This window comes from Paraburkholderia bannensis NBRC 103871 (genome assembly GCF_000685015.1).
Classification (GTDB): domain Bacteria; phylum Pseudomonadota; class Gammaproteobacteria; order Burkholderiales; family Burkholderiaceae; genus Paraburkholderia; species Paraburkholderia bannensis.
Window position 1 is genome coordinate 247,747 of the sequence record NZ_BAYA01000001.1, and the last position, 26,201, is coordinate 273,947.

A 26,201-nucleotide genomic window follows, 5' to 3' on the forward strand; every position below is an offset into this window, starting at 1 on the left:
GAAAACGGCGCCGCACGAGGCGGCGCCGGATGAGTTCGGCAGGCGCATCGGCATGGGTCAAGCTGACACGATAACGCCGTGCAGCTCATACGCTTCGCGCACCGGCGCGAACGAGCGCCGATGATGCGCGCACGGGCCATGTGCGCGCAGCGCCGCCAGATGCTGCGGCGTGCCGTAACCCGCATGCGCATCGAACCCGTAGGCGGGAAACGCCATGTGCAGTTCCAGCAGCATGCGGTCGCGCGTGACCTTCGCGATGATCGACGCCGCCGAAATCGCGGGCACCAGTGCATCGCCGCCAATCACGGCTTCGCTGCGCACTGGCAGCACCGGGCAGCGGTTGCCGTCGATCTTCGCGAGCGTCGGCGTGATGCTCAGGCCTTCGACCGCGCGGCGCATCGCCAGCATGGTCGCGTGCAGGATGTTGAGCGTGTCGATTTCCTTGACGCTCGCTTCCGCTACGCACCACGCAAGCGAGCGCTCGACGATGAGGTCATAGAGCGCATCGCGCGACTTCGCGGTGAGCGCCTTGGAATCGTCGAGACCGGCAATCGGACGCGCCGGATCGAGAATCACTGCGGCAGCGACGACTGGGCCGGCCAGCGGCCCGCGCCCTGCTTCGTCCACACCGCAAATGACGTCTTCGGGCGACTCGAACAGCAGGCCCGCTTGTTCTGCAAGCTGCAGACGCATGGCGCGCTTTTGCGCAGCCTGCGAAGGCGCCTTCGGCTTTGCGGCGGCCTTGGGGGAACCTTTCGGCGCGGCCTTCGGGCGTTTGACAGTCCCTTCGCTCATGCCCGCCCCTTGCGGCTTTCCACGACACGCGCCACCACTTCGGCCGCACGCTCCTGGGTATTCTGGCGCAGCGCGTGATGCATCTGCGTGAACACTTCGGTCAGGGTGCGCCGGTTCGCTTCGTCGTGCAACTGCGTGAGCGTGGCGTCCGCGAGCGCTTCGGGCGTAGCGAAATGCTGGAGAATCTCCGGCACCACAAAACGCCCCGCGAGGATATTCGGCAGCCCAACGTACGGCAGATAGGCCTGACGGCGCATGATCTGGCCCGTGAGCCAGGGCACCTTGTACGAAATCACCATCGGCTTCTTGAGCAGCGCCGCTTCGAGCGTAACCGTACCGCTCTTCACGAGGATCGCATCGGCGGCCGTCATCGCGAGCTGCGACTGACCATCGACGATCGTGAGCGCGAGACCCTGGTGCTGGCTCGCCAGCTCCTGCAACTGCGCATGGATCGCCGGCGTCGCCGCCGGCATCACGAAGCGCAGGCCCGGTTCGCGCTGCTGCATGATCTGCATGGCGTCGAAGAAGGTCGGGCCGATCAGGTTGATCTCGGAGCGACGGCTGCCCGGCAGCACCGCGATAATCGGGCCGCTATCGGGCAGACCCAATGCACGGCGCGCACCGGGCACGTCCGGTTCAAGCGGAATATCGTCGGCGAGCGGGTGGCCCACGTAGGACGCGGCCACGCCAGCTTTCTCCAGGATCGCCGTTTCGAACGGGAAGACGCAGAGCATGTGATCCACGGACTTCTGGATCTTCTTGATGCGACCGCCCCGCCACGCCCAGATCGACGGGCAGACGAAATGGATCGTAGGAATGCCGGCTTCGCGCAACGAATGTTCGAGGCCAAAGTTGAAGTCCGGCGCATCGACGCCGATAAAGACGTCAGGCTGTTCCGCAAGCAGCTGATGCTTGAGCTCGCGGCGAATGCGCAGGATTTCGGGAATATGCTTGAGCGCCTCGACGTAGCCGCGCACCGTGAGCTTGTCCATCGGCCAGTGCGCATCGAAACCCTCGGCCTGCATGCGCGGGCCGCCGATTCCGTAGTACTGCGCAGTATCCGGCAGCTTGCTGACAAGCCCCTTGAGCAGCGACGATGCGAGCAGGTCGCCGGACGGTTCGCCGGCGACCATCGCGAGGCGCAACGGATGAGTTTGCAACGCCATCGTTTAGCGAATGATGCCGCGTTGCGACTGCTCGACAAAGTTGAGCAGCGCCTTCACGTGCTCGTCGCCATCGCCGCCCGCCTGCGCGAGTTCGGCGAGTTGCAGCTTGGCTTCTTCGAGCGACAGGCTGTTCTTGTACAGCGTGCGGTAGGCTGCGCGCAACGCCGAAATCGCGTCGGCCGAAAAACCGCGGCGGCGCAGGCCTTCGACGTTGATACCGTGCGGCACCGCCTTGTTGCCTGCGGCGATCACGAACGGCGGCACGTCCTGCACGAGCGCCGACGCGCCGCCCACCATCGCGTGCGCGCCGATGCGCACGAACTGGTGCACGCCCGTCATGCCGCCGATGATCGCGTGATCGTCGACGATCACGTGGCCCGCAAGCTGCGCGTTGCTCGACATGATGATGTTGTTGCCGATACGGCAGTCGTGGCCGACGTGCACGTAGGCCATGATCCAGCAGTCGTCGCCGATCGACGTGATGCCGGTGTCCTGCACCGTACCCGTATGCAGCGTCGTGAATTCGCGGATCGTGTTGCGGTTGCCGATCACGAGCTTCGTCGGCTCGCCGCGGTACTTCATGTCCTGCGGGCGGCCGCCGATCGAGGCGTAATGACCGATCGAATTGTCTTCGCCGATCGTCGTGTGGCCTTCCAGCACGCTATGCGAGCCGACCTGCGACCGCGCGCCGATGGTGACATTCGCACCGATCACCGCATACGGGCCGATCTCGACCGATTCGTCGACTTGCGCGCCTGGCTCGACGATCGCAGTGGGATGGATCCTGCTCATTCGTCATGCTCTCCGATTCTGTTGTCGTGCCGAGGCGCCGACAGGCGCGCTGCGGCATGCGACGGCGCAGCTTACTGCGCCGCGTCCATTTTCTTGACGGTGCACATGAGTTCCGCCTCGCAGGCGACCACGCCGTCCACGTCGGCTTGCGCCTTGAACTTCCAGATACCACGCATATAGCGCTCGAACGTCACGTTCAGCATGAGCTGGTCGCCCGGTTCGACCACGCGCTTGAAGCGCGCACCGTCGATGCCGACAAAGTAGTACAGCGTGTTCTCAAAATCCTGCTCTTCTTCCGAGAACGTGAGCAGCGCGGCGGTCTGCGCCAGCGCTTCGAGAATCATCACGCCGGGCATGACCGGACGCTGCGGGAAGTGGCCCGTGAAAAAGGGCTCGTTGATCGTCACATTCTTCAACGCCTTGATGCTCTTGTGCGGCTCGAGATCGAGGACCCGGTCCACCATCAGGAACGGATAACGGTGCGGGAGCAGCGTGAGGATCTTGTGGATGTCGAAGTTGAGTTTTTCGATGTTCATGGTGTTTCTGCTCACGCAGGAATTGCGTGTCACTTTCGATTGCGTTGCCCGAAGCGCCTGCCCTTGCCCGGCGGTAGCCGTGCAGGCCAGACGTACCCCTGTGGTTCGCGCCCAGGCGCAGTATGCGCCGCGCGCGCGACTTCGTGCATGCGGATTCCCCCGGGGCACGCGGCCCGGGCTCCCGGCCCGGATCGCGTCGCCCGAGGTTCGACCCGGCACGCGGCGCGAGAGCCGCGACACCGGATCTGGTTCTTATGCGTCGCCCTGCGGTTTTTGAGCGACGGCAGCTTCGAGCGCCCGGATGCGGTCGCGCAGCTTGTCGATGTTGCGAAGCAGCGCGGCGCTCTTGTTCCAGTCGCCGTGCTCGACGGCCGGGAACGCGCTTGTGTAGATGCCAGCCTTCGGCAGCGACTTCGACACGCCCGACTTCGCCGTGACAATCACGTAGTCGCCCAGCGTGACGTGGCCGGCAACGCCGACCGCGCCGCCGATCATGCAATGCTTGCCGATCGTGGTGCTGCCTGCAATGCCCGCGCAGCCCGCGATCACCGTGTACGCGCCGATGCGGCAGTTGTGGCCGATCTGCACGAGGTTGTCGATCTTCACGCACTCCTCGATGATCGTGTCGGCCATTGCGCCGCGATCGATCGTGGTGTTCGCGCCGATTTCGACATCCGGCCCGATCGACACGCCGCCGACCTGCGGAATCTTGACCCAGCTACCCGTGCGCTCGTCGCCCTGGCCCGTGAAATCGGGGGCAAAGCCGAAGCCGTCCGAGCCAATCACCGCACCTGCGTGCACGATGGCGCGCGCGCCGATCTTGCAGCCGTAGTAGACGGTCACGCCCGGATAGAGGTGCGAGCCCTCGCCCACCTGGGTGCCGCGGCCGATCACGACGTTGGCGTCCAGACGGACGTTCTCGCCGATCACCGCACCCGCTTCCACCGTCACGTTCGGGCCGATCACGGCGCTTGCCGCAACCCTGGCCGTCGCATCGACGTGGGCGCTGGGATGCACGCCCGGCTGCACCTTCGGGGCGGCCAGGTCGATGAACGCCTGCGCCACGCGCGCGAAGTAAGCATACGGATTGGGTGTGACGATGAAGTTGCGGCCCTCGCGCGATGCGAGTTTCGCCAGATCGTCCGGGCTGATCAAAACCGCGCCCGCGCGGGTCGTTTCGACCTGCGAGAGATACTTGGGGTTGGCCAGGAAAGCCAGTTGCTGCGGACCCGCCTGGTCGAGCGGCGCGAGCGAACCGACGCGGTGCGTCGCATCGCCCACCACCTCGCCGCCGAACTGCCCGGCGATTGCCTCAAGCGTAAATGCCATGCGCGTGCTGCTCCTGCCTTAGTTGCTACCGGTAGCGCCGGAGGCCAGCGCCTTCAGCACCTGATCGGTGATGTCGATGCGCGGACTCACGTACACCGCTTCCTGCACGATCAGATCGTAATGCTGCTGCTCAGCGATCTGCTTGATGACCTTGTTCGCGCGATCCAGCACTGCCGCGAGTTCTTCGTTGCGGCGCTGATTCAGGTCTTCGCGGAACTCACGCTGCTTGCGCTGAAAGTCGCTGTCGAGCTGCGACAGATCGCGCTGCTTCTGCGCGCGATCCGCCACCGACAGGCTGGGCCCGGTCTTGTCGAGCGAGTCCGACATCGTCTTCAGACGCTGCGCCATGTCCTGCAAGTCCTTGTCGCGCTTCGCGAACTCGGCTTCGAGCTTGGTCTGCGCAGCCTTCGCGGGGGCGGATTCGCGCAGGATGCGGTCGGAGTTGACCGCCGCGATCTTCGCTTCCTGCGCATGGGCCGCGCCCGTGCCGAAAGCGAGCATCGCCAGCGACAGCGTCATGGCCCCGATCGTCCGCCTGGAAAACATACCCGTTAGCAAAGTTATCCTCTCGTTTCTGTAAATGCCTGTTCCTGCGCGTCCCGTCAGAACGCCGTACCGATCTGGAACTGGAACTTCTGGTACTGGTCGCCTTCGTGCTTCGTGACCGGGAAGCCCAGGCTGAGCTTGAGCGGGCCGATCGGTGAAATCCACGCGAGACCCACACCGTAGGCGTAACGCAGACCGTTCGAGCCGATGCTCGTGCCTTCGTCGCCCCAGACGTTACCACCGTCGAGGAAGGTGAAGACGCGCAGCGTGCGGTCATAGCCCGTACCCGGCAGCGGGAACGTGACTTCGATGTTGCCGACCACCATCTTCGAGCCGCCGATCGGGTCGTTCGTCGTCTTGTCGCGCGGGCCCAGCGAGCTCGGCTCATAACCACGCACCGAACCGATACCGCCGGCGTAGTAGTTCTTGAAGATCGGGTACGGCTTGCCGCCCAGACCATTACCGTAGCCAGCCTGGAAGTTCAGGCCCAGCACGAAGCCGCGGGCGAACGAGTAATAGTACTGTGCCTGCACATCGGTCTTGTAATACTGCGTCGACCCGACGGGCGTGCCGTATTCGGCGTTCGCCTGCAGGAAGTAGCCGCGGCTCGGAATCAGCGCGCTGTCACGCGCGTCGCGCGACCAGCCGATCGTCAGCGGCACGTTGTTCGACACACGGCCGAACGCGGACACGTAGTCCTTGTAGGCCTGCGGCGTGGCGTCGTCGACGTCGAGACGATCCTGTTCGAAGCCGATGCCGAAGAACACCGTGTCGACTTCCGAGAACGGAATGCCGAACTTCAGGTCGCCGCCCGCCGTGATGATCTTGAAGCTCGAATCGGTCGAGTAGTACAGCGGCTGATACGTACGGTAGTAGACGTCGGTGATGCGCTTGATGCCGTCCACCGTGAAGTACGGATCGACCTGCGTCACAGCCAGCGTGCGGTACGACTTCGCGGTGTTGACGTTCACCGACAGCGACGTGCCCGAACCGAACACGTTGTCCTGCGAGACGCCTGCAGAGAGCACCACCTTGTCGGTCGACGAGAAACCCGCGCCCAGCGTGATCGCGCCGGTCGGCTTTTCGGTGACCTTGACGTCCACGTCCACCTGGTCGGCCGTGCCTTCCACGGGTACCGTGGTCACGTCGACGTCGGTGAAGTAGCCGAGACGGTTGATACGATCCTTCGAGAGCGCGAGGCGACTCGAATCGAACCACGAGCTTTCGAGCTGACGCATTTCGCGGCGCACGACTTCGTCGCGCGTGCGGGTGTTGCCCACCACGTTGATGCGGCGCACGTAGACGCGGCGGCTCGGATCGACCTGAAGCGTCAGGTCGACGGTGTGATTCGCCTGGTTGATCTGCGGCAGCGCGTTGACGGTCGCGAACGCATAGCCGTATTCGCCGAGCTTGTCGACGATGGCCTTGGTCGCCGCCTGGAGCTTTTCAGCCGAGAAGCGATCGCCTGCCTTGATCTTGACCAGCTTGTTGAGCTCCGCCTCGCGGTCGAGCAGGTTGCCGGCGAGGTGAATGCCCGAGATCTTGTACGGCTCGCCCTCGTGCAGCCCGATCGTGAGGTACATGTCCTTCTTGTCGGGCGAGATCGAGACCTGCGTCGAGTCGATGTTGAACTCGAGGTAGCCGTGATTCAGGTAGTACGAACGCACGTTCTCGAGGTCGCCCGTGAGCTTTTCCTTCGAGTAGAGGTCGTTCTTCGTGTACCACGAGAACCAGTTCGGCGTGGACAGCTGCATTTCGCTCAGCAGCGTGCCAGTGCTGTACGTCTTGTTGCCGATAAAGTTGATCTGACGGATCTTCGCGCTCGGGCCTTCAACGACCGAGAACAGCAGACCGACGCGATTGCGGTCGATCGGCGTGACCGTGGTCGTGACTTCGGCAGCGTAGAAACCGCGCGTGAGGTACTGGCGCTTGAGTTCCTGCTCGGCCTTGTCGACCAGCGCCTTGTCGTAGTAGCGGCCTTGCGAGAGACCGACTGCGCGCAGCGCCTTGGTGAGGTTGTCCTTGTCGAACTCGTGAATGCCGGCGAAATCGATCGTGCCGATCGCGGGGCGTTCCTGCACCTGCACGACGACCACGCCGCCTTCGCTGGCGATGCGCACGTCGTTGAAGAAGCCGGTCGCATACAATGCGCGAATGGCTTCGGAGGCTTTGTCGTCGGTGAACGTATCGCCCTGCTTGATCGGCAGGTACGCGAACACCGTGCCCGGCTCTACGCGTTGCAGCCCTTCGATACGGATGTCCTGTACCACGAACGGTGCCGTTGCAGCGTGGGCCACAAGCCCCTGTGCGGCAAGCGCCGCGGCCGCAACCGTTTTTGGAACCAAGCGATGAGGTCTAAACAACGTGCTTCCCCAGTGTGTATAGCTGCATCAGATCAGGCGGCCCGCCCACGGACGCCGCCAGACATCTTTAAAAATGGATTAACCGAGCCAGGTCGTTGAACAACGCGATCGCCGACAGCGCGACGATGCAGGCAAGTCCCGCCCGCTGAAGCACCATCTGCCAGCGATCCGAGACGGTTTTGCCCGTTACGGCTTCAACCGCATAATATAACAGATGGCCCCCGTCCAATACCGGAATTGGGAGCAGGTTGAGTACTCCGAGGCTAATACTGACAAGGGCGAGAAAGGAAAGGAAAGCCGACGGCCCCAGTCTTGCACTCTTGCCCGCATAGTCAGCAATCGTCACCGGCCCCGAAAGATTCTTCAGCGAGGCCTCGCCGGTGAGCATGCGCCCGAACATCCTCAGCGAATACACGCCGATGTCCCACGTGCGATGCGCACCCATGCGCGCACTTTCGAGCGGCCCGTAACGCACTTCCACCGACGGCCCCTGCGCGGCAAGCGCCGCACCGATACGCCCCACCTGCTCGCCGGTTTCTTCGTCGCGTTGCACGGCGGGCGTGACGGCGACCGTCAGCGTTTGCACGCTGGACGGCGTGCTCTGTGCGCTGTTCTGTGCGGCGCCCTGTTCGTCTTCCTTGCTCGTGTCCTTGCCGGAGTCTTTAACCCCGCTCGCCGCCGCACCGCCGCGCTGGATCTGCAACTGCACTGGCTTGCCCGCGTGCGCTTTCACATACGCGATAAAACTGCTTGCGCTGTCAACGGGCCGGCCGTCGATGGCGCTCAGGCGATCGCCCTTTTGCAGGCCCGCCTGCTGAGCCGCGCTACCCGCTTCCACGCCCGCGATGCGCAGCGTACCGCCACCCGGTTCGAAGCCGATCCGCGACATGAAGTCGTCGTCCAGATCCTTGCTGTCGAGGCGCGAAAGGTCGAGCGAGTAGTCGGAACTTGCGCTAGCGGAATGTGCGTCACGCGCGGCCAGCACCACATGGCGATGGTCGAATGCCGCATTGAGCAGCTTCCAGCGCAGGTCGGCCCACGAGCGCACCGGCTCCATGCCGTTGCCGTTGGCCGCACTGATGGACAACACGGTTTCGCCGCCCAGGAAACCTGCGCGCGCCGCGACGGACTGTGCAGGCGGTGCGGCTACGACCGCAGCGGGCTCAGTGACACCGCTCGCATACACGACCGCGAGCAATGCAATGGCAAGAATGAAATTAGCGATGGGGCCCGCGGCGACGATCGCAATGCGCTTGCCGACCGATTGACGGTTGAAGGCATGCGGAAGATCGTCGGGGGAAATGGCACTCGCGGCACCGGGACGGTCGGCGAATTCGCGCTCGTCGAGCATCTTGACGTAGCCGCCGAGCGGCAGCGCCGAGATAGTCCACTCAGTGCCGGTCTTCTTGCTGACCCACTGCAGAAGCGGACGCCCGAAACCGATGGAAAATCGCAGAACCTTGACGCCGCACAAGCGCGCGACACTGTAGTGCCCATATTCGTGGACGACGACAAGAATGCCGATCGCTACGACAAAAGCCACCAGTTCGGTGAGCAGATTCATATGCGCCTCCTATGCGGGAAGCAGCGCGCCAGTGCGGGGAGCGGCCTCGCCATCAGGCCGGATCTTGTGAGCCGCCGGGACGCCGCCGTCGCTGCGCCGTTGTCCCGGGCGGGGCCCGAAAGGCTGAAACGCCTCAGGCCGGCACTGGCAGGCTGTCGATGATCTTGTTGGCCGCGCGGCGCGCGGCTGCGTCGGCTTCGAGCACGACGTCGAGGCTGGTGGCGCTGCGGTTTTGCAGCGCGTTCAGCACGGCGTCGACCGTCTGCGCGATCGCCATGAAGCCGATACGACGGTTCAGGAACGCTTCCACGGCGACTTCGTTCGCCGCGTTGAGCGTCGCACTCGCCACGCCGCCCTCGGCCAGCGCCTTCATCGCCAGCGCGAGGCACGGGAAGCGCTGGTAGTCCGGCTTCTCGAAATTGAGCGTCGCGACCTGCGCGAGATCGAGCTGCGCCACGCCCGAATCGATACGATCCGGATACGCCATCGCATGCGCGATCGGCGTGCGCATGTCGGGGTTGCCCAGTTGCGCGAGCACCGAACCGTCCGCGTACGAGACCATCGAGTGGATCACGCTCTGCGGATGGATCAGCACATCGATGCGATCGCCCGGTAGATCGAACAGGTAATGCGCCTCGATCACTTCGAGGCCCTTGTTCATCATCGTCGCCGAATCGACCGAAATCTTGCGGCCCATCGACCAGTTCGGGTGCTTGCAGGCCTGCTCCGGCGTCACGTCCACGAGCGTGGACGGCTCGCGCGTGCGGAACGGGCCACCCGAGGCGGTCAGGATGATCTTCGTGACGCCGCCATGCGCGCCGTCGTGCGGCATGCACTGGAACACGGCGTTGTGTTCGCTGTCGAGCGGCAACAGCACGGCGCCGCTGTCGCGCACCGTGTCCATGAAGATGTCGCCCGACATCACGAGCGCTTCCTTGTTGGCGAGCAGGATGCGCTTGCCGGCTCTCGCCGCCGCGAGCGAAGGCTCAAGGCCTGCCGCGCCGACGATGGCCGCCACCACCGTATCGCAGCTATCGCTCTTCGAGACGTCGATGAGCGCCTGCGGGCCGTAGGTCACGACCGTTTTCGAACCGGCCGCGCGCAGCTTTTGCTCGACGTCCTGGGCCGTTGCGGCGTCGCCGACCACGGCCACTTCGGGCGCGAAACGCAGACATTGATCGACGAGCTTGTCGCCGTTGCGGTGCGCCGTGAGCGCGTAGACGGAGAAGCAATCCGGATGACGTGCGACCACGTCAAGCGTGCTGTCTCCGATCGAGCCCGTGGAACCGAGCAGGGTGAGTCGTTTTTGCATTTTCATTTCTCTAACCGGGCGCGTTTGGCGTTAGCCGAGCAGCAGCATGGCCAGCGGCAAGACCGGCAACAGCGCGTCGATGCGGTCGAGGACGCCGCCGTGACCGGGCAGCAGGCCGCTCGAATCCTTCACGCCGGCCTGGCGCTTGAGCATCGACTCGAACAGATCGCCGATCACGCTGAACGCGACCAGCACCGTCAGCACGAAGAGCGCACGGCCAACGCCCAACTGGGCAGCCAGCGCCGAATACAAGGTGGGCTCGAACGCTTGCAGCACGAGCGCGGCGACCGACACGACCATCACGGCGGCCCAGCCGCCCACGGCGCCTTCCCAGGTCTTGCCGGGACTGATCGCGGGAGCCAGTTTATGCTTTCCGAATGCCTTGCCCGAGAAGTATGCGCCGATATCGGCCAGCCAGACCACGAGCAGAAGCGAGAGTACGAAGCTCACGCCCAGCGCGCGGGCGGCGACGAGCGCATGCCAGCAGGCGGCAAAGAGGATGAAGCCGGCGGCCAGCAGGAAAGCGCGCCAGGCGCCTGCGGCCAGCACCGGCTTGCGGGCCAGCACATAAGGGCCGGCGACGAGCCAGAAAATGCCCGCCGCCTGGTAAAGCGGCCGAGCGGATTCCAGCCGGGTGCTGGCAAAGACGAGAACGGCGGCGATGGCCGCGTAGACGATCGAGCCGACCTTGCCGGCCTTGAGCAGGCGCGCCCATTCCCACGCGGCGAACACCACCACGAGGCCGATCAGCGCGCCAAAGGCGGCCACCGGCGCGAACAGCGTAACCGGCAGGAAGACGGCCAGCAGGACGATCGCCGTGATGACACGGGTCTTTAGCATGAAAGCGAGTCGGCGTTCTGGTTTTGTTTGACGAGCTGGGCGCTCGTACGGCCGAAGCGGCGCTCACGATCGGTGTAGGACTCGATGGCGCGGTTCAGCGCGTCCGCATCGAAATCCGGCCAATACGTGTCGGTGAAATAAAATTCTGCGTATGCGAGCTGCCAGAGCAGGAAATTGCTCACGCGCTGCTCGCCGCCGGTGCGGATGAAGAGATCCGGCTCCGGCGCGTAGTTCATGGCGAGATACTGGCTGACCGTGTCTTCGGTCACCGGCACCGCTTCGCCTGCCGCCACCGACGCTTCGACCAGCTTGCGCGTGGCCTGCATGATGTCCCAGCGACCGCCGTAATTCGCGGCGATCGTCAGCGTGAGACGGGTGTTGCGCGCGGTTTTGGTTTCCGCGCGGCGAATCAGGTCCTGGATGCGTTCATTGAACATCGACAGATCGCCTACTACGCGCAGGCGAATGCCGTTCGCGTGCAGGCGCGCCACTTCGCGCTCGAGCGCGGTGACGAACAGACGCATCAGGAAGGAGACTTCGTCGGTCGGACGCCGCCAGTTCTCGGAACTGAAAGCGAACAGCGTGACGAACTCGACGCCGCGCGCGACGCACGCCTCGACGACCGAACGCACGGCGTCCACGCCGCGCGTATGGCCAGCGACGCGCGGCAGGCGGCGCTGCGTTGCCCAGCGGCCGTTGCCGTCCATGATGATCGCGATGTGGCGCGGTACGGCCGCCACGTCGGGCACGTGAACGGTTGAGCTGGTATAGGTCATGGCCGTCGGACTAAGACTGCAATAAGGAAAGAAAACCCTGGCGGGACTGGAAGCCTTGCGGCCTCAGACCGTCATGATTTCCGCTTCCTTCGTCTGGACGAGCTTGTCGATTTCGGCCACGAAGCGATCCGTCAGCTTCTGGACGTCGTCGCTGCCGCGGCGCTCGTCGTCTTCCGAGATTTCCTTGTCCTTGACGAGCTTCTTCAGTTGCTCGTTGGCGTCGCGACGCAGGTTACGCACGGCGACCTTGGCCGTTTCGCCTTCGTTCTTGACGACCTTGGTGAGTTCCTTGCGGCGCTCTTCGGTCAGTGCGGGCATCGGCACGCGGATCAGGTCGCCGTGCGTTGCCGGGTTCAGGCCGAGCTCCGAGTCGCGGATCGCTTTTTCGATCACCGGAACCATCTTCTTTTCCCAGGCCTGGACGCCGATCGTGCGTGCATCGACGAGCGTCATGTTCGCGACCTGCGAGATGGGCACGGGCGAACCGTAGTAATCGACCTGAATGTGGTCGAGCAGACCGGTGTGTGCGCGGCCCGTGCGGATCTTCGCCAGGTCGCTCTTGAATGCGTCGATCGAACGCTGCATTTTCTGCTCAGCGCCCTTCTTGATGTCAGCCACAGCCATTTTGATACCTCCGAACCTTCATTACGGTACGGGCCCGCCTGCGCGCATAGTGGGCGGCGCGGCCCGAGATCGATCTCGCGTGAGACGAGAGTTTACACGTGGACGAGCGTGCCTTCGTCTTCGCCCTGAATGATGCGCTTGAGCGCGCCCGGCTTGACGATCGAAAAAACCCGGATCGGCAGCTTCTGGTCGCGGCACAGTGCGAACGCCGTGGCGTCCATGACCTGCAGGTTGCGGCCGATTGCCTCGTCGAAGCTGATCGTCGAGTAGCGCGTGGCCGTCGGATCCTTCTTGGGGTCGGCCGAGTAGACGCCGTCCACCTTGGTGGCCTTGAGCACCACTTCCGCGCCCACTTCCGCGCCACGCAGGGCGGCAGCAGTGTCGGTCGTGAAGAACGGATTACCCGTACCGGCCGCGAAGATCACGACCTTGCCCTCTTCGAGCTGACGGATCGCGCGCGGGCGGATATAAGGCTCGACCACCTGATCCATACGCAGCGCGGACTGCACGCGCGCTTCGATGCCGGCGTGACGCATGGCGTCCTGCAGCGCGAGCGCGTTCATCATGGTCGCGAGCATACCCATGTAGTCGGCGGTTGCGCGATCCATACCGGCCGCGCCGCCCGCGACGCCGCGGAAAATGTTGCCGCCGCCGATCACGACTGCGAGCTGGGTGCCCAGGCGCACGACCTCGGCCACGTCTGCCACCATACGTTCGATCGTGGCGCGGTTGATGCCGAAGGCATCATCGCCCATCAGGGCTTCGCCGGAAAGTTTGAGCAGGACGCGTTTATAGGCGGGTGTGGGCATGGAGGTATCCAGGATCGCGCGCAAAAGGCACTAACAGGGCAATAACTTGAAACTGTAGGGGTGAAATACGGCTTGGGGCAAGCGCCACCAGAAATAGCGAAGATTTGCGCCACGAGGCACGGCGGTATTACGCCATGCCCGGCGTCGCTAATTCGGGCGTCGCTACGCTGCCCACCGCGGCGGTGAAACACCGCCGCGGCTTGCTACGGTACTGCGGTACGGCTTTTACTGCTTTGAAGCTTGCTGCTTTGACACTTGCTAAAGGCTTGCGCGGCCTTTATTGCTGCTTTGCAGCAGCGACTTGCGCGGCCACTTCGGCTGCGAAGTCGTCTTGACGCTTCTCGATGCCTTCGCCGACGACGAACAGCGCGAACTTCTGCACCGAGCTGTTAGCAGCCTTCAGCATCTGTTCGATCGTCTGCTTGTCGTTCTTAACGAACGGCTGGTTCAGCAGCGAGACTTCCTTCAGGTACTTCTGAACCGAACCGTCGACCATCTTGGCGACGATTTCAGCCGGCTTGCCCGATTCGGCAGCCTTCTGCTCGGCGATGCTGCGCTCCTTGGCGATCAGCTCGGCCGGCACGTCGTCCGACGACAGCGAGACCGGCTTCATTGCCGCGATGTGCATTGCGACGTCCTTGCCGACCTGCTCATCAGCGCCCGTGTAGTCGACCAGCACGCCGATGCGCGTGCCGTGGAGGTACGCTGCCAGCTTGTTAGCCGTTTCGAAACGCGCGAAGCGGCGGATCGAGACGTTTTCGCCGATCTTGCCGACCAGTGCCAGACGCACTGCGTCGACCGTCGAGCCTTCCAGCGGCAGAGCCGACAGGGCAGCGACGTCAGCCGGGTTTTGCGTTGCGACCAGTTCGGCCACCGTGTTCGAGAACGCGAGGAAGTCGTCGTTCTTCGCGACGAAGTCGGTTTCGCAGTTCAGCTCAACCACGGCGCCAGCGTTGCCGCCGATGAACGAAGCGATCACGCCTTCAGCCGTCACGCGCGATGCAGCCTTGCTCGCCTTGTTGCCGAGCTTGACGCGCAGGAGTTCTTCAGCGCGTGCGAGGTCGCCGTCGGCTTCCGTCAGCGCCTTCTTGCATTCCATCATCGGCGCGTCGGTCTTCGCGCGCAGTTCTGCCACCATGCTTGCGGTAATTGCCGCCATCATTCGCTCCTTGAGTCTGTCTGGTACGCGCCGGCCGCATGATTCGATGCAACCGGCAGGAATTCGTTTCCGTTTTTGCCCGTGCTGAAACGCTTTTTTACAGCTGCTTCTACAGGACTACGGTGCCGCCCATATGACGGGCGTCGAATGCCACGGCTTAAAAAAAAGGGGCCTATGGAAAGCCCCCTTTTCTTGCCGGACACCGGGGGCAGCTTACGCCTCCGGGCTGACCTCGACGAACTCGTCGTCGCCTTCGTTGCCGCGCGCGGCTGCGACCACTTCGTTCACCGAGTTAGCACGACCTTCGAGGATCGCGTCTGCCACGCCTTGCGTGTACAGGGCGACTGCCTTGCTGGCGTCGTCGTTACCCGGGATGACGTAGTCGATGCCTTCCGGCGAGTGGTTCGTGTCGACCACGGCGATGACGGGGATGCCCAGCTTGTTGGCTTCCGTCACAGCGATCTTGTGGTAGCCGACGTCAACCACGAAGATTGCGTCCGGAATGCCGCCCATGTCCTTCACGCCGCCGATCGACTTTTGCAGCTTGGCGATTTCGCGTTCGAACAGGAGCGCTTCCTTCTTGCTCATCTTTTCGAGTTCGCCTGCCTCGACTGCTGCTTCCATGTCCTTCAGGCGCTTGATCGAAACCTTCAGCGTCTTGAAGTTGGTCAGCATACCGCCGAGCCAGCGCGCGTTCACGAACGGCATGCCAGCGCGTTGCGCTTCTTCAGCGATCGTGTCACGCGATTGACGCTTCGTGCCGACGAACAGGATCGTGCCACGGTTCGATGCCAGCTGACGCACATACTTCAGTGCGTCGTTGTACATCGGCAGCGTCTTTTCGAGGTTGATGATGTGAATCTTGTTGCGATGACCGAAAATGAAGGGGGCCATCTTCGGGTTCCAGAAGCGCGTCTGGTGACCGAAGTGGACACCTGCTTCCAGCATTTGGCGCATGGTAACTGCCATGTTTCAATTCTCCGCTAGGGTTGGTTTCTTAAGCCGACTGCCGTATCGGTGCGCCGCCCCGCCTTATGAGGATCCGGGACTGGCGCGCCCGACACCCTGGGTGCGCCGGCTCGCGATTTCAAATTGCACTACCGTTGCCATTCATTGTTTATGGCCTGCAGCAACATCAGGCCCAGCCACCCACACGCAACCATTCTATTTTCGAACGGGACGGGAGCGACTTAGCCCAAGAGTATAGCACGCAAAGTGTGCATGCCTCAAGACGGCTAATACCCTCGGACAAAGGCCGCCGAGTGACCGTCAACTGCCCGCCAACCCAGCGATCGATTCGATCGTGCTTTCGCACGCGCCTTTTCAAAAGCCAGCGACCGTAGGGATAAGGTGCGATAATTCGATATTCGACTGCATTTTCGGGCGCACACCATGGCCATTTCGATCAAGAACGAACACGACATCGCGCAAATGCGCGTCGCCTGCCGACTGGCGAGCGAGGTGCTCGACTACATTACGCCCTTCGTGGTTGCGGGCGTCACGACCGGCGAAATCGACCGGCTCTGCCACGAGTACATGACCAACGTTCAAGGCACGGTGCCCGCGCCGCTGAACTACCAGCCGCCCGGCTATCCGCCCTACCCGAAGGCAATCTGCACGTCGATCAACGACGTGATCTGTCACGGTATTCCGGGCGACAAGGCGCTGAAGAACGGCGACACGCTCAATATCGACGTCACCGTCATCAAGGACGGCTACTTCGGCGACACGAGCCGCATGTTTATCGTCGGCGAGGGCTCGATCCTCGCAAAGCGCCTCGTGCAGACCACCTATGAATGTATGTGGCTCGGCATCGACCAGGTGCGTCCGGGCGGCCATCTGGGCGACATCGGCCACGCGATCCAGCGTTATGCGGAAGCCCAGGGCTATAGCGTGGTGCGCGAATACTGCGGCCACGGCATCGGCACGGTGTTCCACGACGAGCCGCAGGTGCTCCACTACGGCCGCCCCGGCACGGGCGCGGAACTGCTGCCCGGCATGATCTTCACCATCGAGCCGATGATCAACGCGGGCCGCCGTGAAATCCGCACCATGCCGGATCAATGGACGGTCAAGACCAAGGATCGCAGCCTGTCGGCGCAGTGGGAGCACACCGTGCTCGTTACGGAAACCGGCTACGAAGTGCTGACGGTTTCGGCGGGCACCCCCGCGAAGCCGGCGATCGTCGCCCAGACGGCGGGCGCGCCGGCTTAAAGCGGCTGGCAAGACCGAACCGCCGCTCGCGGCCCGTTTGCCCATTTGCCCGTTTAATCGGGCCGTGTCCAGACGAAGGCGGTTCAAGGCTTCCCGCAGCGCGCGGGAAGCCTGCACAGGCAACACAAGACACAGCAGACACAGCAGCAGACAGCGCATTACCCGCACTATCGTAATGACACGGGGAATGACAAGGCTGCGGCCCGGCGAAAACCGGCCGAAATGCCGGCAAAGCGGCACCCCACCCCGAAAGGCTCGCCCTGCGAGCGCCCTCGTCGCAAGAGATTGCCCGACCAACCGCGCCACCATCACCAGACCATGAGCGTTCTCGCCGTCGCCGCACCCGATACGTCGTCGCTGAAGTCCGACTACAAGGCCGCCAAGGCCGAGTTGCTCGAACGCTTCAAGAGCACGTCCAACGTCGATTCGCTGATGCGCGCGCTGGCCCGCACCACCGACGAGACATTGCGCCGCGCCTGGAACCTGTGCGAGCTGCCCGCGTCGCTGGCGCTGGTCGCCGTGGGTGGCTTCGGCCGGGGCGAACTCGCGCCGTTCTCCGACGTCGACATCCTCGTGCTGTTGCCCGATGACGAAGCGCTCACGCCGCTCGAAGCACGCATCGAGCGCTTTATCGGCCTCGCCTGGGATCTTGGGCTGGAAATCGGCAGCAGCGTGCGTAGCGTCTCGCAATGCCTCGAAGAAGCGGCCAATGACGTGACCGTGCGCACGTCACTGCTCGAAGCGCGCCGTATCACCGGCAGCACCACGCTGTTCGGCGACTTCGCCCAGCGCTACCGGGACGCCATGGACCCGCGCGCGTTCTTCCAGGCCAAGGTGCTGGAAATGCGCCAGCGCCATGCGCGCTTCCAGGACACACCCTACGCACTGGAACCGAACGTCAAGGAAAGCCCCGGCGGCCTGCGCGACCTGCAACTGATCCTGTGGATCACGGAAGCCGCGGCATTCGGCAGCAGCTGGAAAGAACTCGACCAGCGCGGCCTCATCACCACGCGCGAAGCGCGCGAACTGCGCCGCAACGAGGCGTTCCTGAAGGCGCTGCGTGCGCGTCTGCACGTGATCGCCGGACGTCGCCAGGACATCCTCGTTTTTGACCTGCAGACGCCCGTTGCGGAAAGCTTCGGCTTCAAGGCCAGCAGCGCGCGGCGCGCCAGCGAGCAGTTGATGCGGCGCTATTACTGGGCCGCCAAAGCGGTGACCCAGCTGGCCAGCATCCTGATCCAGAACATCGAAGCCCAGCTCTTCCCGAGCACGAGCGGCATCACGCGCACGCTGTCGGAACACTTCGTCGAAAAACAGGGCATGATCGAAATCGTGACCGACGACGTGTTCGAGCGCGAACCGCACACGATCCTCGAAGCCTTCCTGCTCTACGAGCAGGTGCCCGGCGTGAAGGGGCTGTCGGCGCGCACCATGCGCGCGCTCTACAACGCGCGCGAGACGATGGGTCTGGAGTGGCGCCGCGATCCGGAAAACCGTCGCCTCTTCATGGAAATCCTGAAGCAGCCGGCCGGCATCACGCACGCCATGCGGCTGATGAACCAGACGAGCGTGCTCGGCCGCTACCTGCTGAATTTCCGCCGCATCGTCGGACAGATGCAGCACGACCTCTATCACGTCTACACGGTCGACCAGCACATCCTGATGGTGCTGCGTAACATCCGCCGCTTCGCCGTGGCCGAACACGCGCACGAATATCCGTTCTGCAGCCAGTTGATCGCCAACTTCGAGCGGCCCTGGGTGCTGTACGTAGCAGCGCTCTTTCACGACATCGCCAAGGGGCGCGGCGGCGATCACTCGCAGCTCGGCATGGCGGACGCGCGGCGCTTTTGCCGCGAACACGGCATCGAGGACGAAGACGCCGACCTGATCGTCTGGCTCGTCCAGCAGCATCTGACCATGAGCCAGGTCGCGCAGAAGCAGGACACGAGCGATCCCGAAGTGGTGAAGCGTTTCGCCGATCTGGTGGGTTCGGAGCGGCGGCTGTCGGCGCTATATCTGCTGACCGTGGCCGACATTCGCGGCACCAGCCCGAAGGTCTGGAACAACTGGAAAGGCAAGCTGCTCGAAGACCTCTACCGGTCGACGCTGGCCGTGCTCGGCGGTGCGCGCCCCGATACGCATTCGGAACTCAAGACGCGCCAGGAACTGGCGCTCGCGCTGCTGCGCCTCGAAACCGTGCCGGAGAACGCGCATCGCGCACTCTGGGACAAGCTCGACGTCGGCTATTTCCTGCGTCACGACGCCGCCGATATCGCCTGGCAGACGCGCGTGCTCTACCGGCATGTGGAAACGCCCTCGCCCGTCGTGCGCGCGCGGCCCTCGCCGATCGGCGAAGCGCTGCAGGTGCTCGTCTACGCGAAGGATCGTCCCGATCTGTTCGCGACGATGTGCGCGTACTTCGACCGCAGCGGCCTGTCCGTGCTCGACGCCCGCGTGAGTACGACGCGTCATGGCTACGCGCTGGACAATTTCATCGTCGCCCACACCGAGGGCGACGTGCATTACCGCGACATCGCGAACCTGGTCGAACAGGAACTCGCAGAACGCCTCGCGGCCGAAAGCCACGTGCTGCCGGAACCGTCGAAGGGACGGCTCTCGCGACTGTCGCGCACCTTCCCGGTGACGCCGCGCGTCGACCTGCGGGCCGACGAGCGCGGCCAGTACTACATCCTGTCCGTGTCGGCCAACGACCGGCCGGGCCTTCTTTATTCGATCGCGCGCGTGCTGGCCGAGCACCGGGTCGGCGTCCACGCGGCGCGGATCAACACGCTCGGCGAGCGCGTCGAAGACGTATTCCTGCTGGACGGTTCGGGTCTCTCCGACAACCGCCTGCAGATCCGTGTCGAAACCGAACTGCTGCGCGCGATAGCAGTGTGAAAGTCAAAGCGAATTACCTGAATCATGCGAGCCAAACTCACAGCCAAACACCCGCGCCCGGCCACGCCGGAGCGCTCCCCCGTCCGACGCGGCAGCACGACCGCCCGCAAACCGGTACGGCCGGCTGAGGCGCGGCCCGCTGACGCGCGTCCGGCGACCTCCAAACCCGCGGGCGGCAAGCCGGTGCGCGCCGGCAAGCCGATGTCGCGCGAGGACGGTGGCGAACGCCGTTTCCCGCGCCGCGATGAAGGCGGCGAGCGTCGCTCGTTCGGTTCGCGCGACGAAGGCGGTGAACGCCGTCCGTTCCGCTCGCGTGACGAGGGCGGCGATCGTCGTCCTCCGCGTCGTGACGAAGGGGGCGAGCGTCGCTCGTTCGGTTCGCGTGACGAGGGTGGCGAGCGCCGTTTCCCGCGTCGCGATGAAGGTGGCGAACGCCGCCCGTTCCGTGCGCGTGAAGAAGGCGGTGATCGTCGTCCTCCGCGCCGCGACGAAGGTGGTGAGCGTCGTTCGTTCGGCCCGCGTGAAGATGGCGGTGAGCGCCGTTTCCCGCGTCGAGACGAAGGCGGCGAGCGTCGTTCGTTCGGCCCGCGTGAAGATGGCGGTGAGCGCCGTTTCCCGCGCCGAGACGAAAGCGGCGAACGCCGTCCGTTCCGTGCGCGTGAAGATGGCGGCGAGCGCCGTTCGTTTGGTTCGCGTGATGAAGGTGGCGAACGCCGTTTCCCGCGTCGAGACGAAGGTGGCGAACGCCGCCCGTTCCGCTCGCGTGAGGAAGGCGGTGAACGCAGCTTCCCGCGTCGTGATGAAGGGGGTGAACGCCGTCCGTTCCGTGCTCGCGAAGATGGCGGTGATCGTCGTCCTCCGCGTCGAGACGAAGGTGGCGAACGCCGCCCGTTCCGCTCGCGTGAAGAAGGCGGCGAACGCAGCTTCCCGCGCCGCGACGAAGGCGGCGAACGTCGCCCGTTCCGTGCGCGCGAAGATGGCGGCGATCGTCGTCCCGCGCGTCGTGAAGATGGCGAGCGCCGTTCGTTCGGCCCGCGTGAAGATGGCGGCGAGCGCCGTTTCGCCCGTCCGGTGAAGTCGACCTACGGCAGCGACCGCGACAGCGCGCCTGCGCGCAAATTCGGCGACAGCAAGCCGGCCGGCAAGTCCTTCGACAAGGCCCCGCGCCGCGAAGGCGCGCCGCAACGCGCCCAGCGCGAGGAAGTGGACGGCGACAACGCACTGCGCCTGTCCAAGCGCATGTCGGAGCTGGGCCTGTGCTCGCGCCGCGAAGCCGATGAATGGATCGAGAAAGGCTGGGTCTTCGTCGACGGCGTCGTGGTGGACACGCTCGGCGCCAAGGTCACGCCCGAGCAGCGCATCGAAGTCGATCCCGCCGCGCTCGCTGCCCAGGCGCGCCAGGTGACGATCCTGCTGCACAAGCCGATCGGCTATGTCTCCGGCCAGGCCGAAGACGGCTACGAGCCCGCCGTCACGCTGATCAACGGTGAGAACCACTGGGAAGGCGATCGTTCGGGCATCCGTTTCTCGGCGCAACATCTGCGCACGCTCGCCCCGGCCGGACGCCTCGACATCGATTCGACCGGCCTGCTCGTGCTCACGCAGGATGGCCGCGTCGCGAAGCAACTGATCGGCGAAAGCTCGGACATCGACAAGGAATATCTCGTACGCGTCACCTACGGCGACATCGAAACCGAAGTCGACCAGCACTTCCCGGCCGAACTGCTTTCGAAGCTGCGCCACGGCCTGTCGCTCGACGACGTGCCGCTCAAGCCCGCGCAAGTGAGCTGGCAGAACGGCGAGCAGTTGCGTTTCGTGCTGCGTGAAGGCAAGAAGCGCCAGATCCGCCGCATGTGCGAACTGGTCGGCCTGCATGTGGTGGGCCTCAAGCGCGTGCGCATGGGCCAGGTGCTGCTGGGCGCGCTGCCGCAAGGCCAATGGCGCTATCTGTCGGCGGACGAGGGATTCTGACCGCCGACCTGACACCGGCGCGACCTTGCGCCGGGCCATAAAAAAATGGGAGCCGCTGGCTCCCATTTTTCTTGCGCGTCAATTTCGTGGCTCGACGCTTTCGTCGCTCTCGTCGTTTACCGCTTCAGTCGTCGCTATTCGGATCGAGGTCGGGGAACAGCACCTCGGTGAAGCCGAACTTCGAAAAATCGGTAATCCTCATTGGATACAGCTTGCCGATCAGATGATCGCACTCGTGCTGCACCACGCGCGCATGAAAGCCTTCCGCGACGCGCTCGATTGGCTTGCCGTACTGGTCGTAACCGTTGTAGCGGATCATCGAATAGCGGCTCACCGCACCGCGCATCCCCGGCACCGACAGACAGCCTTCCCAGCCCTCTTCCATGTCGTGCGACAACGGATGGATGACGGGGTTGATCAACACCGTTTGCGGCACGGCCGGCGCTTCCGGATAGCGCTCGTTCTGCTCGAAACCGAAGATCACCACCTGCAGGTCTACGCCGATCTGCGGCGCGGCGAGACCCGCACCGTTGGCGGCGTGCATGGTGTCGAACATGTCGGCGATCAGCTCGTGCAGTTCCGGCGTGTCGAAATGATCGACGGGTCTGGCGATGCCGAGCAGGCGCGGATCGCCCATCCTGAGAATTTCGCGAATCATGTTGAATGCCCCTCCAGGAGCTTGTGCAACCCTTCTTCGTCGAGCACCGGCACGCCGAGTTCCTCGGCTTTCGCGAGCTTGCTGCCCGCGTCGGCGCCCGCCACCACGTAATCGGTCTTCTTCGACACCGAACCGGCTACCTTCGCGCCGGCCGCTTCCAGCATTTCCTTCGCCGCATCGCGCGTGAGCGTGGGCAGCGTGCCCGTGAGCACGACCGTCTTGCCCGCGAGCACGCCCACCGGCGCCTTGGGCGCGGGCGGCCCTTCGACCCATGTGACCTTGCCGGGCGCGCGCAGTTGCTCGATTACGGTGCGGTTATGTTCTTCCGCAAAGAACTGGTGAATCGATTCCGCGACGATCGGCCCCACGTCTTTCACTTCGAGCAGCTGTTCAATGCTCGCGTCCATGATCGGGTCGAGCGAGCCAAAGTATCTGGCCAGATCCTTGGCGGTGGATTCGCCCACCTGACGGATGCCCAGCGCGTAGATGAAGCGCGCAAGCGTGGTCGATTTGGCCTTCTCCAGCGAATCGAGCAGGTTTTGCGCCGACTTGTCAGCCATGCGGTCGAGTTCCGCGAGCGTCGCGAAGCCGATGTTGAACAGATCCGCGGGCGTACGCACGAGGTTCTGATCGACCAGTTGGTCGATGATCTTCTCGCCCAGTCCGTCGATGTCCAGCGCACGGCGCTGCGCGAAATGCCAGAGCGCCTGCTTGCGTTGTGCAGGACAGAACAGTCCGCCCGTGCAGCGCGCGATGGCCTCGTCGGGCAACCGTTCAATACGCGAACCGCACACCGGGCATTCGGTCGGCATGACGAATTCGCGCGCGTCTTCCGGACGGCGTTCGAGCAGCGCGCTCACCACTTCCGGGATCACGTCGCCTGCACGGCGCACGATCACCGTATCGCCGATACGGATGTCCTTGCGGCGCACTTCGTCTTCGTTGTGCAACGTGGCGTTAGTGACGGTCGCGCCGCCCACGAACACCGGCTCAAGGCGCGCGACCGGCGTGATGGCGCCGGTGCGGCCCACCTGCACGTCGATAGCGAGCAGCGTCGTCAGGGCTTCCTGTGCCGGGAATTTATGCGCCAGCGCAAAGCGCGGCGCGCGCGAGACAAAGCCGAGCGCGTCCTGCTCGTCGCGACGGTTGACCTTGTAGACCACGCCGTCGATGTCATACGGCAGCCCGTCGCGTTTCTCGCCCACGGCACGGAAGAAGTCGAGCAGGCCTTGAGCACCCTTCACGACCGCACGCTCGCCATTCACGGGCAGGCCCATTTCGGCGTACCAGTCGAGCAGTTCGCCATGCGTGGCGGGCATCGGCTCGCCTTCGAGCACGCCAATGCCATAGGCGAAGAACGACAGCGGACGCTGCGCAGTGATCTTCGAATCGAGCTGGCGCAGACTGCCCGCCGCCGCGTTACGCGGATTGGCGAATTCCTTCTGGCCGGCCTCGCGCTGACGCTCGTTCATGCGCGCGAAATCGCGGCGGAACATCAACACTTCGCCGCGCACGTCGAGCACCTTCGGCACGCGATTGCCCTTCAGGCGCAGCGGCAGCGAGCGGATCGTGCGCACGTTTTCAGTGACATTCTCGCCCGTCGTGCCGTCCCCGCGCGTGGAAGCCTGCACAAATACGCCATCGACATAACGCAGCGAAATGGCCAGCCCGTCGAACTTGAGTTCGCAGGCATATTCGACTTCGTCGCCCTCGGCCTTGCCGAGCGTGTCGTGCACGCGCTTGTCGAACGCGGCGATGTCTTCGTCGGCGAAACCGTTGTTGAGCGAAAGCATCGGCACGTCATGGACGACCTGCTCGAAGCCTGCTGCGGCCTCGCCGCCCACGCGCTGGGTCGGTGAATCCGGCGCAATCAGATCGGGATGCTCCGACTCGATCTGCTGAAGTTCGCGGAACAGCTTGTCGTATTCCGCGTCGGGCAATTCCGGCTGGTCGAGCACGTAGTACGCGTGATTGGCGCGCTCGAGTTCGGCGCGCAGCCACGCCGCGCGCTCGGTCGCGGAGTTTGCTTCGGGGGGGCGGACGGGATGCTGGACCATGCTGGTTGCGGCTTCTGACGAGTGATTTAGGAGACAGATTATCTCAGGAAGCCGTGCCTGTCGCATCGGCCGAACGGCTAACTTCGTGCGCCTGCGAACGCGTCTTCCGAGCGTCCTGGCCAAACGGCTAACGTTGGCCGCAAGCCATTGACCCGGCAAGCGCCAGATGCGAGCGTGAAAGGAACACAACACGCATGCCGCGCCTCACTTCGATGCCAGATGAATACGCTGCTCGCTACATTCGCGCCCCAGGCGGGCCGCCCGACGCCCAAAAGCAAAAAGGCGCGATGCCTTGCTGGCACCGCGCCTTTTGCGCGCATTCGAATCCGGTTGTTTTTACCGGCTCGATTACTGGCTGAAAAGCCGGCGCGTCGCCGCCGAACCCGCCGGAATGCCGGCCTGTTCGAGCTTTGCGTAGAGCGTCATGAGCTGCTTGTCGATGTTCTGCAACACCGATTCCGGCAGCGGGCGGCGTTGATCGTCGACCACGCGCCCGCCAATGCGCTCGGCGAGCGAACGCGCGTAGTCGCACATCAGGCGGAACGGCAGGATGTCCTCGTCGGCGACCGGCACATCGAGGATCAGTGTGATCATCTGGCCGCCCTTGTACGTGAGGTCGTCGCGCAGGAAGTTGGTGTCGCCAAATTGCAGCATGAACACCGGGCTCTGCTTCGCGTCGAGCTTCACGAAACGCGTGCCGTCGCGCGACAGCAGCAGCCCGTCTTGCGCCGATACTGCCTGCACGTAATTTGCCGACCACGGCGCGCCGTCCGAGAGCACGTTGATCGAAAGCTGCGCGTCGCATTGCGCCGCAAAGCCGTCAAGCTCGCGCGCCATCGCGACCGTCTCGGTCATGTCCGGAAACTCGGGCATGCCGTCGAGCGCATCGGCGAACTGATGCACGCCCGCGACGAACTCCGAAAATTCCAGCTCGTTGAGCGGGCCGCTGCGGTTCGCGAGCTGCGCAGCCGCACGCAGTTCTTCATAGCGCACGCCGTTTTGCAGCAGCTCCCAGCTATCGCCGCCCTCCGGCTTGCCTTCAATGTGGACGGGCTTGCTGCCCGCGCGGCGCAGGCGCTGGGCGAGCGGAATCACGCGCTCGCCGGGCAGCGCGCCGCCCAGGCGAATCGGCACGATGCAATCGATGCGGCGATCGACGATCGCCGGCGGCGCCGACGAGATCGTCGTGGCGGCCGGCAGCACCGGCTCGACACGCTCGTCTTCGCCAGCAGCCGCCTGTGCAGGGGCTTCGACCGCTTCGTCAGCCGCGGCCTCGGCGTGCTCAGCCGACGTCGCAACAGGCGTCTCGCCCTCTGCGTGCGCCGCTTCGTCGGCTTGGGCGAAACCGTTCGGCACGGTGCTCTCGGCCTGGATATCGACAGGTGTGTCAGCCGGCGCAGCCGTACCGAACCCCGGCTCCACGCGCACGGCGGTCTCTTCGGCAGCGGCGCCCGCCAGCGACGGCTCGCGCCGCGAAGGCGCGCGAGCCGGTTCGATGAACGGGCTCGGCTCCTGCAATTCGTCGCGCTGGGCGGTCTCGACCGCTTCCTCGGGCATCGGACGCGGCATACGGCGGCGCACCCTGGCGCCCTGCCACGCGTTGTACACCACCACGCCCCCGACGACTACGGCACCCGCGCCGATCAACCCGAGAGTCAACTGATCCATGCATGCTCCATCTGCAATTCTTTTCCGGCGGCACGCATCGGCCTGTGCCTTTGCGCCTGCCGCAAGCGTGGCGTCGCGGGCATCTGCTGCGCCGGCAGCGCCTTCATGAGGCGCTGCCGGACGC

General features: G+C 64.4%; 22 protein-coding genes. 4 read left to right on the forward strand and 18 right to left on the reverse strand.

Annotated features, from left to right (window positions below):
- Positions 1–57: 57 nt before the first annotated feature.
- From rnhB to rpsB, 15 genes are all read right to left on the reverse strand, one after another.
- A complete protein-coding gene (gene rnhB, locus BBA01S_RS01105) occupies positions 58–795 on the reverse strand; it encodes a ribonuclease HII (RefSeq protein WP_084161682.1) in 738 nt (245 codons plus the stop codon).
- A complete protein-coding gene (gene lpxB, locus BBA01S_RS01110; protein ID WP_027814815.1) occupies positions 792–1,961 on the reverse strand; it encodes a lipid-A-disaccharide synthase in 1,170 nt (389 codons plus the stop codon). Before lpxB ends, rnhB begins: the two co-directional genes overlap by 4 nt.
- 3 nt (positions 1,962–1,964) lie before the next feature.
- Positions 1,965–2,753: an acyl-ACP--UDP-N-acetylglucosamine O-acyltransferase gene (gene lpxA / locus BBA01S_RS01115; protein WP_027814816.1), complete on the reverse strand. Its 789-nt coding sequence runs from the start codon at positions 2,751–2,753 to the stop codon at positions 1,965–1,967.
- A gap of 71 nt (positions 2,754–2,824) precedes the next feature.
- Complete coding sequence (fabZ, locus tag BBA01S_RS01120; protein ID WP_027814817.1) at positions 2,825–3,289, reverse strand: 3-hydroxyacyl-ACP dehydratase FabZ; 465 nt, start codon at positions 3,287–3,289, stop codon at positions 2,825–2,827.
- A 252-nt stretch (positions 3,290–3,541) separates the two neighbouring features.
- Positions 3,542–4,618 (reverse strand): UDP-3-O-(3-hydroxymyristoyl)glucosamine N-acyltransferase, encoded by a 1,077-nt coding sequence (gene lpxD, locus BBA01S_RS01125; RefSeq protein ID WP_027814818.1) that lies wholly within the window; start codon positions 4,616–4,618, stop codon positions 3,542–3,544.
- Between the two features lie 18 nt (positions 4,619–4,636).
- Complete coding sequence (locus BBA01S_RS01130; RefSeq protein ID WP_027814819.1) at positions 4,637–5,176, reverse strand: OmpH family outer membrane protein; 540 nt, start codon at positions 5,174–5,176, stop codon at positions 4,637–4,639.
- Positions 5,177–5,220: 44 nt separating this feature from the next.
- A complete protein-coding gene (bamA, locus tag BBA01S_RS01135; protein ID WP_027814820.1) occupies positions 5,221–7,527 on the reverse strand; it encodes an outer membrane protein assembly factor BamA in 2,307 nt (768 codons plus the stop codon).
- Between the two features lie 67 nt (positions 7,528–7,594).
- Positions 7,595–9,091 carry an RIP metalloprotease RseP gene (gene rseP, locus BBA01S_RS01140; protein WP_027814821.1) on the reverse strand — a complete coding sequence of 499 codons (1,497 nt, stop codon included), beginning with the start codon at positions 9,089–9,091 and terminating at the stop codon, positions 7,595–7,597.
- A gap of 133 nt (positions 9,092–9,224) precedes the next feature.
- On the reverse strand, positions 9,225–10,403 hold the full coding sequence (locus tag BBA01S_RS01145; protein ID WP_027814822.1) for a 1-deoxy-D-xylulose-5-phosphate reductoisomerase: 1,179 nt from the start codon (positions 10,401–10,403) through the stop codon (positions 9,225–9,227).
- A gap of 30 nt (positions 10,404–10,433) precedes the next feature.
- Positions 10,434–11,243 (reverse strand): phosphatidate cytidylyltransferase, encoded by an 810-nt coding sequence (locus tag BBA01S_RS01150; protein ID WP_027814823.1) that lies wholly within the window; start codon positions 11,241–11,243, stop codon positions 10,434–10,436.
- The gene (uppS, locus tag BBA01S_RS01155; RefSeq protein ID WP_027814824.1) at positions 11,237–12,019 is read right to left on the reverse strand and encodes a polyprenyl diphosphate synthase; all 783 of its coding nucleotides are present in this window, start codon (positions 12,017–12,019) and stop codon (positions 11,237–11,239) included. Before uppS ends, BBA01S_RS01150 begins: the two co-directional genes overlap by 7 nt.
- A gap of 63 nt (positions 12,020–12,082) precedes the next feature.
- Positions 12,083–12,643 (reverse strand): ribosome recycling factor, encoded by a 561-nt coding sequence (frr, locus tag BBA01S_RS01160; protein ID WP_027814825.1) that lies wholly within the window; start codon positions 12,641–12,643, stop codon positions 12,083–12,085.
- 92 nt (positions 12,644–12,735) lie between these two features.
- Positions 12,736–13,452 (reverse strand): UMP kinase, encoded by a 717-nt coding sequence (gene pyrH / locus BBA01S_RS01165; RefSeq protein WP_027814826.1) that lies wholly within the window; start codon positions 13,450–13,452, stop codon positions 12,736–12,738.
- A gap of 277 nt (positions 13,453–13,729) precedes the next feature.
- Complete coding sequence (tsf, locus tag BBA01S_RS01170) at positions 13,730–14,611, reverse strand: translation elongation factor Ts (RefSeq protein ID WP_027814827.1); 882 nt, start codon at positions 14,609–14,611, stop codon at positions 13,730–13,732.
- A 213-nt stretch (positions 14,612–14,824) separates the two neighbouring features.
- Positions 14,825–15,580 (reverse strand): 30S ribosomal protein S2, encoded by a 756-nt coding sequence (rpsB, locus tag BBA01S_RS01175; protein ID WP_027814828.1) that lies wholly within the window; start codon positions 15,578–15,580, stop codon positions 14,825–14,827.
- A gap of 423 nt (positions 15,581–16,003) precedes the next feature.
- Between rpsB and map the strand changes: the two genes are divergently transcribed.
- From map to BBA01S_RS48535, 4 genes are all read left to right on the forward strand, one after another.
- On the forward strand, positions 16,004–16,825 hold the full coding sequence (gene map / locus BBA01S_RS01180; RefSeq protein ID WP_027814829.1) for a type I methionyl aminopeptidase: 822 nt from the start codon (positions 16,004–16,006) through the stop codon (positions 16,823–16,825).
- A 318-nt stretch (positions 16,826–17,143) separates the two neighbouring features.
- Complete coding sequence (locus tag BBA01S_RS01185) at positions 17,144–19,723, forward strand: [protein-PII] uridylyltransferase (RefSeq protein WP_027814830.1); 2,580 nt, start codon at positions 17,144–17,146, stop codon at positions 19,721–19,723.
- Positions 19,724–19,940: 217 nt separating this feature from the next.
- Positions 19,941–20,798 (forward strand): hypothetical protein, encoded by an 858-nt coding sequence (locus BBA01S_RS48530; protein WP_322787801.1) that lies wholly within the window; start codon positions 19,941–19,943, stop codon positions 20,796–20,798.
- Positions 20,795–21,694, forward strand: a complete 900-nt coding sequence (locus tag BBA01S_RS48535) for a pseudouridine synthase (protein ID WP_322787802.1) — start codon at positions 20,795–20,797, stop codon at positions 21,692–21,694. Before BBA01S_RS48530 ends, BBA01S_RS48535 begins: the two co-directional genes overlap by 4 nt.
- A gap of 124 nt (positions 21,695–21,818) precedes the next feature.
- Here the strand turns inward: BBA01S_RS48535 and def are convergent, their stop codons facing one another.
- From def to BBA01S_RS01210, 3 genes are all read right to left on the reverse strand, one after another.
- A complete protein-coding gene (gene def, locus BBA01S_RS01200) occupies positions 21,819–22,352 on the reverse strand; it encodes a peptide deformylase (protein WP_027814833.1) in 534 nt (177 codons plus the stop codon).
- The gene (ligA, locus tag BBA01S_RS01205) at positions 22,349–24,409 is read right to left on the reverse strand and encodes an NAD-dependent DNA ligase LigA (RefSeq protein ID WP_027814834.1); all 2,061 of its coding nucleotides are present in this window, start codon (positions 24,407–24,409) and stop codon (positions 22,349–22,351) included. The genes def and ligA overlap by 4 nt, the downstream gene beginning before the upstream one ends.
- 348 nt (positions 24,410–24,757) lie before the next feature.
- Positions 24,758–26,077, reverse strand: coding sequence for a cell division protein ZipA C-terminal FtsZ-binding domain-containing protein (locus BBA01S_RS01210; protein ID WP_027814835.1), 1,320 nt, complete (start codon positions 26,075–26,077; stop codon positions 24,758–24,760).
- Positions 26,078–26,201 lie beyond the last annotated feature (124 nt).

Bases quoted from the DNA above. Each gene is read 5' to 3' on its own strand.
- lpxB (WP_027814815.1), bottom strand. From the start codon at position 1,961: ATGGCGTTGCAAACTCATCCGTTGCGCCTCGCGATGGTCGCCGGCGAA.
- BBA01S_RS01185 (WP_027814830.1), top strand. From the start codon at position 17,144: ATGAGCGTTCTCGCCGTCGCCGCACCCGATACGTCGTCGCTGAAGTCC.
- BBA01S_RS01210 (WP_027814835.1), bottom strand. From the start codon at position 26,077: ATGGATCAGTTGACTCTCGGGTTGATCGGCGCGGGTGCCGTAGTCGTC.
- BBA01S_RS01150 (WP_027814823.1), bottom strand. From the start codon at position 11,243: ATGCTAAAGACCCGTGTCATCACGGCGATCGTCCTGCTGGCCGTCTTC.
- ligA (WP_027814834.1), bottom strand. From the start codon at position 24,409: ATGGTCCAGCATCCCGTCCGCCCCCCCGAAGCAAACTCCGCGACCGAG.
- tsf (WP_027814827.1), bottom strand. From the start codon at position 14,611: ATGGCGGCAATTACCGCAAGCATGGTGGCAGAACTGCGCGCGAAGACC.
- rseP (WP_027814821.1), bottom strand. From the start codon at position 9,091: ATGAATCTGCTCACCGAACTGGTGGCTTTTGTCGTAGCGATCGGCATT.
- fabZ (WP_027814817.1), bottom strand. From the start codon at position 3,289: ATGAACATCGAAAAACTCAACTTCGACATCCACAAGATCCTCACGCTG.
- def (WP_027814833.1), bottom strand. From the start codon at position 22,352: ATGATTCGCGAAATTCTCAGGATGGGCGATCCGCGCCTGCTCGGCATC.
- rpsB (WP_027814828.1), bottom strand. From the start codon at position 15,580: ATGGCAGTTACCATGCGCCAAATGCTGGAAGCAGGTGTCCACTTCGGT.
- lpxD (WP_027814818.1), bottom strand. From the start codon at position 4,618: ATGGCATTTACGCTTGAGGCAATCGCCGGGCAGTTCGGCGGCGAGGTG.
- rnhB (WP_084161682.1), bottom strand. From the start codon at position 795: ATGAGCGAAGGGACTGTCAAACGCCCGAAGGCCGCGCCGAAAGGTTCC.
- map (WP_027814829.1), top strand. From the start codon at position 16,004: ATGGCCATTTCGATCAAGAACGAACACGACATCGCGCAAATGCGCGTC.
- pyrH (WP_027814826.1), bottom strand. From the start codon at position 13,452: ATGCCCACACCCGCCTATAAACGCGTCCTGCTCAAACTTTCCGGCGAA.
- lpxA (WP_027814816.1), bottom strand. From the start codon at position 2,753: ATGAGCAGGATCCATCCCACTGCGATCGTCGAGCCAGGCGCGCAAGTC.
- frr (WP_027814825.1), bottom strand. From the start codon at position 12,643: ATGGCTGTGGCTGACATCAAGAAGGGCGCTGAGCAGAAAATGCAGCGT.
- uppS (WP_027814824.1), bottom strand. From the start codon at position 12,019: ATGACCTATACCAGCTCAACCGTTCACGTGCCCGACGTGGCGGCCGTA.
- BBA01S_RS01145 (WP_027814822.1), bottom strand. From the start codon at position 10,403: ATGCAAAAACGACTCACCCTGCTCGGTTCCACGGGCTCGATCGGAGAC.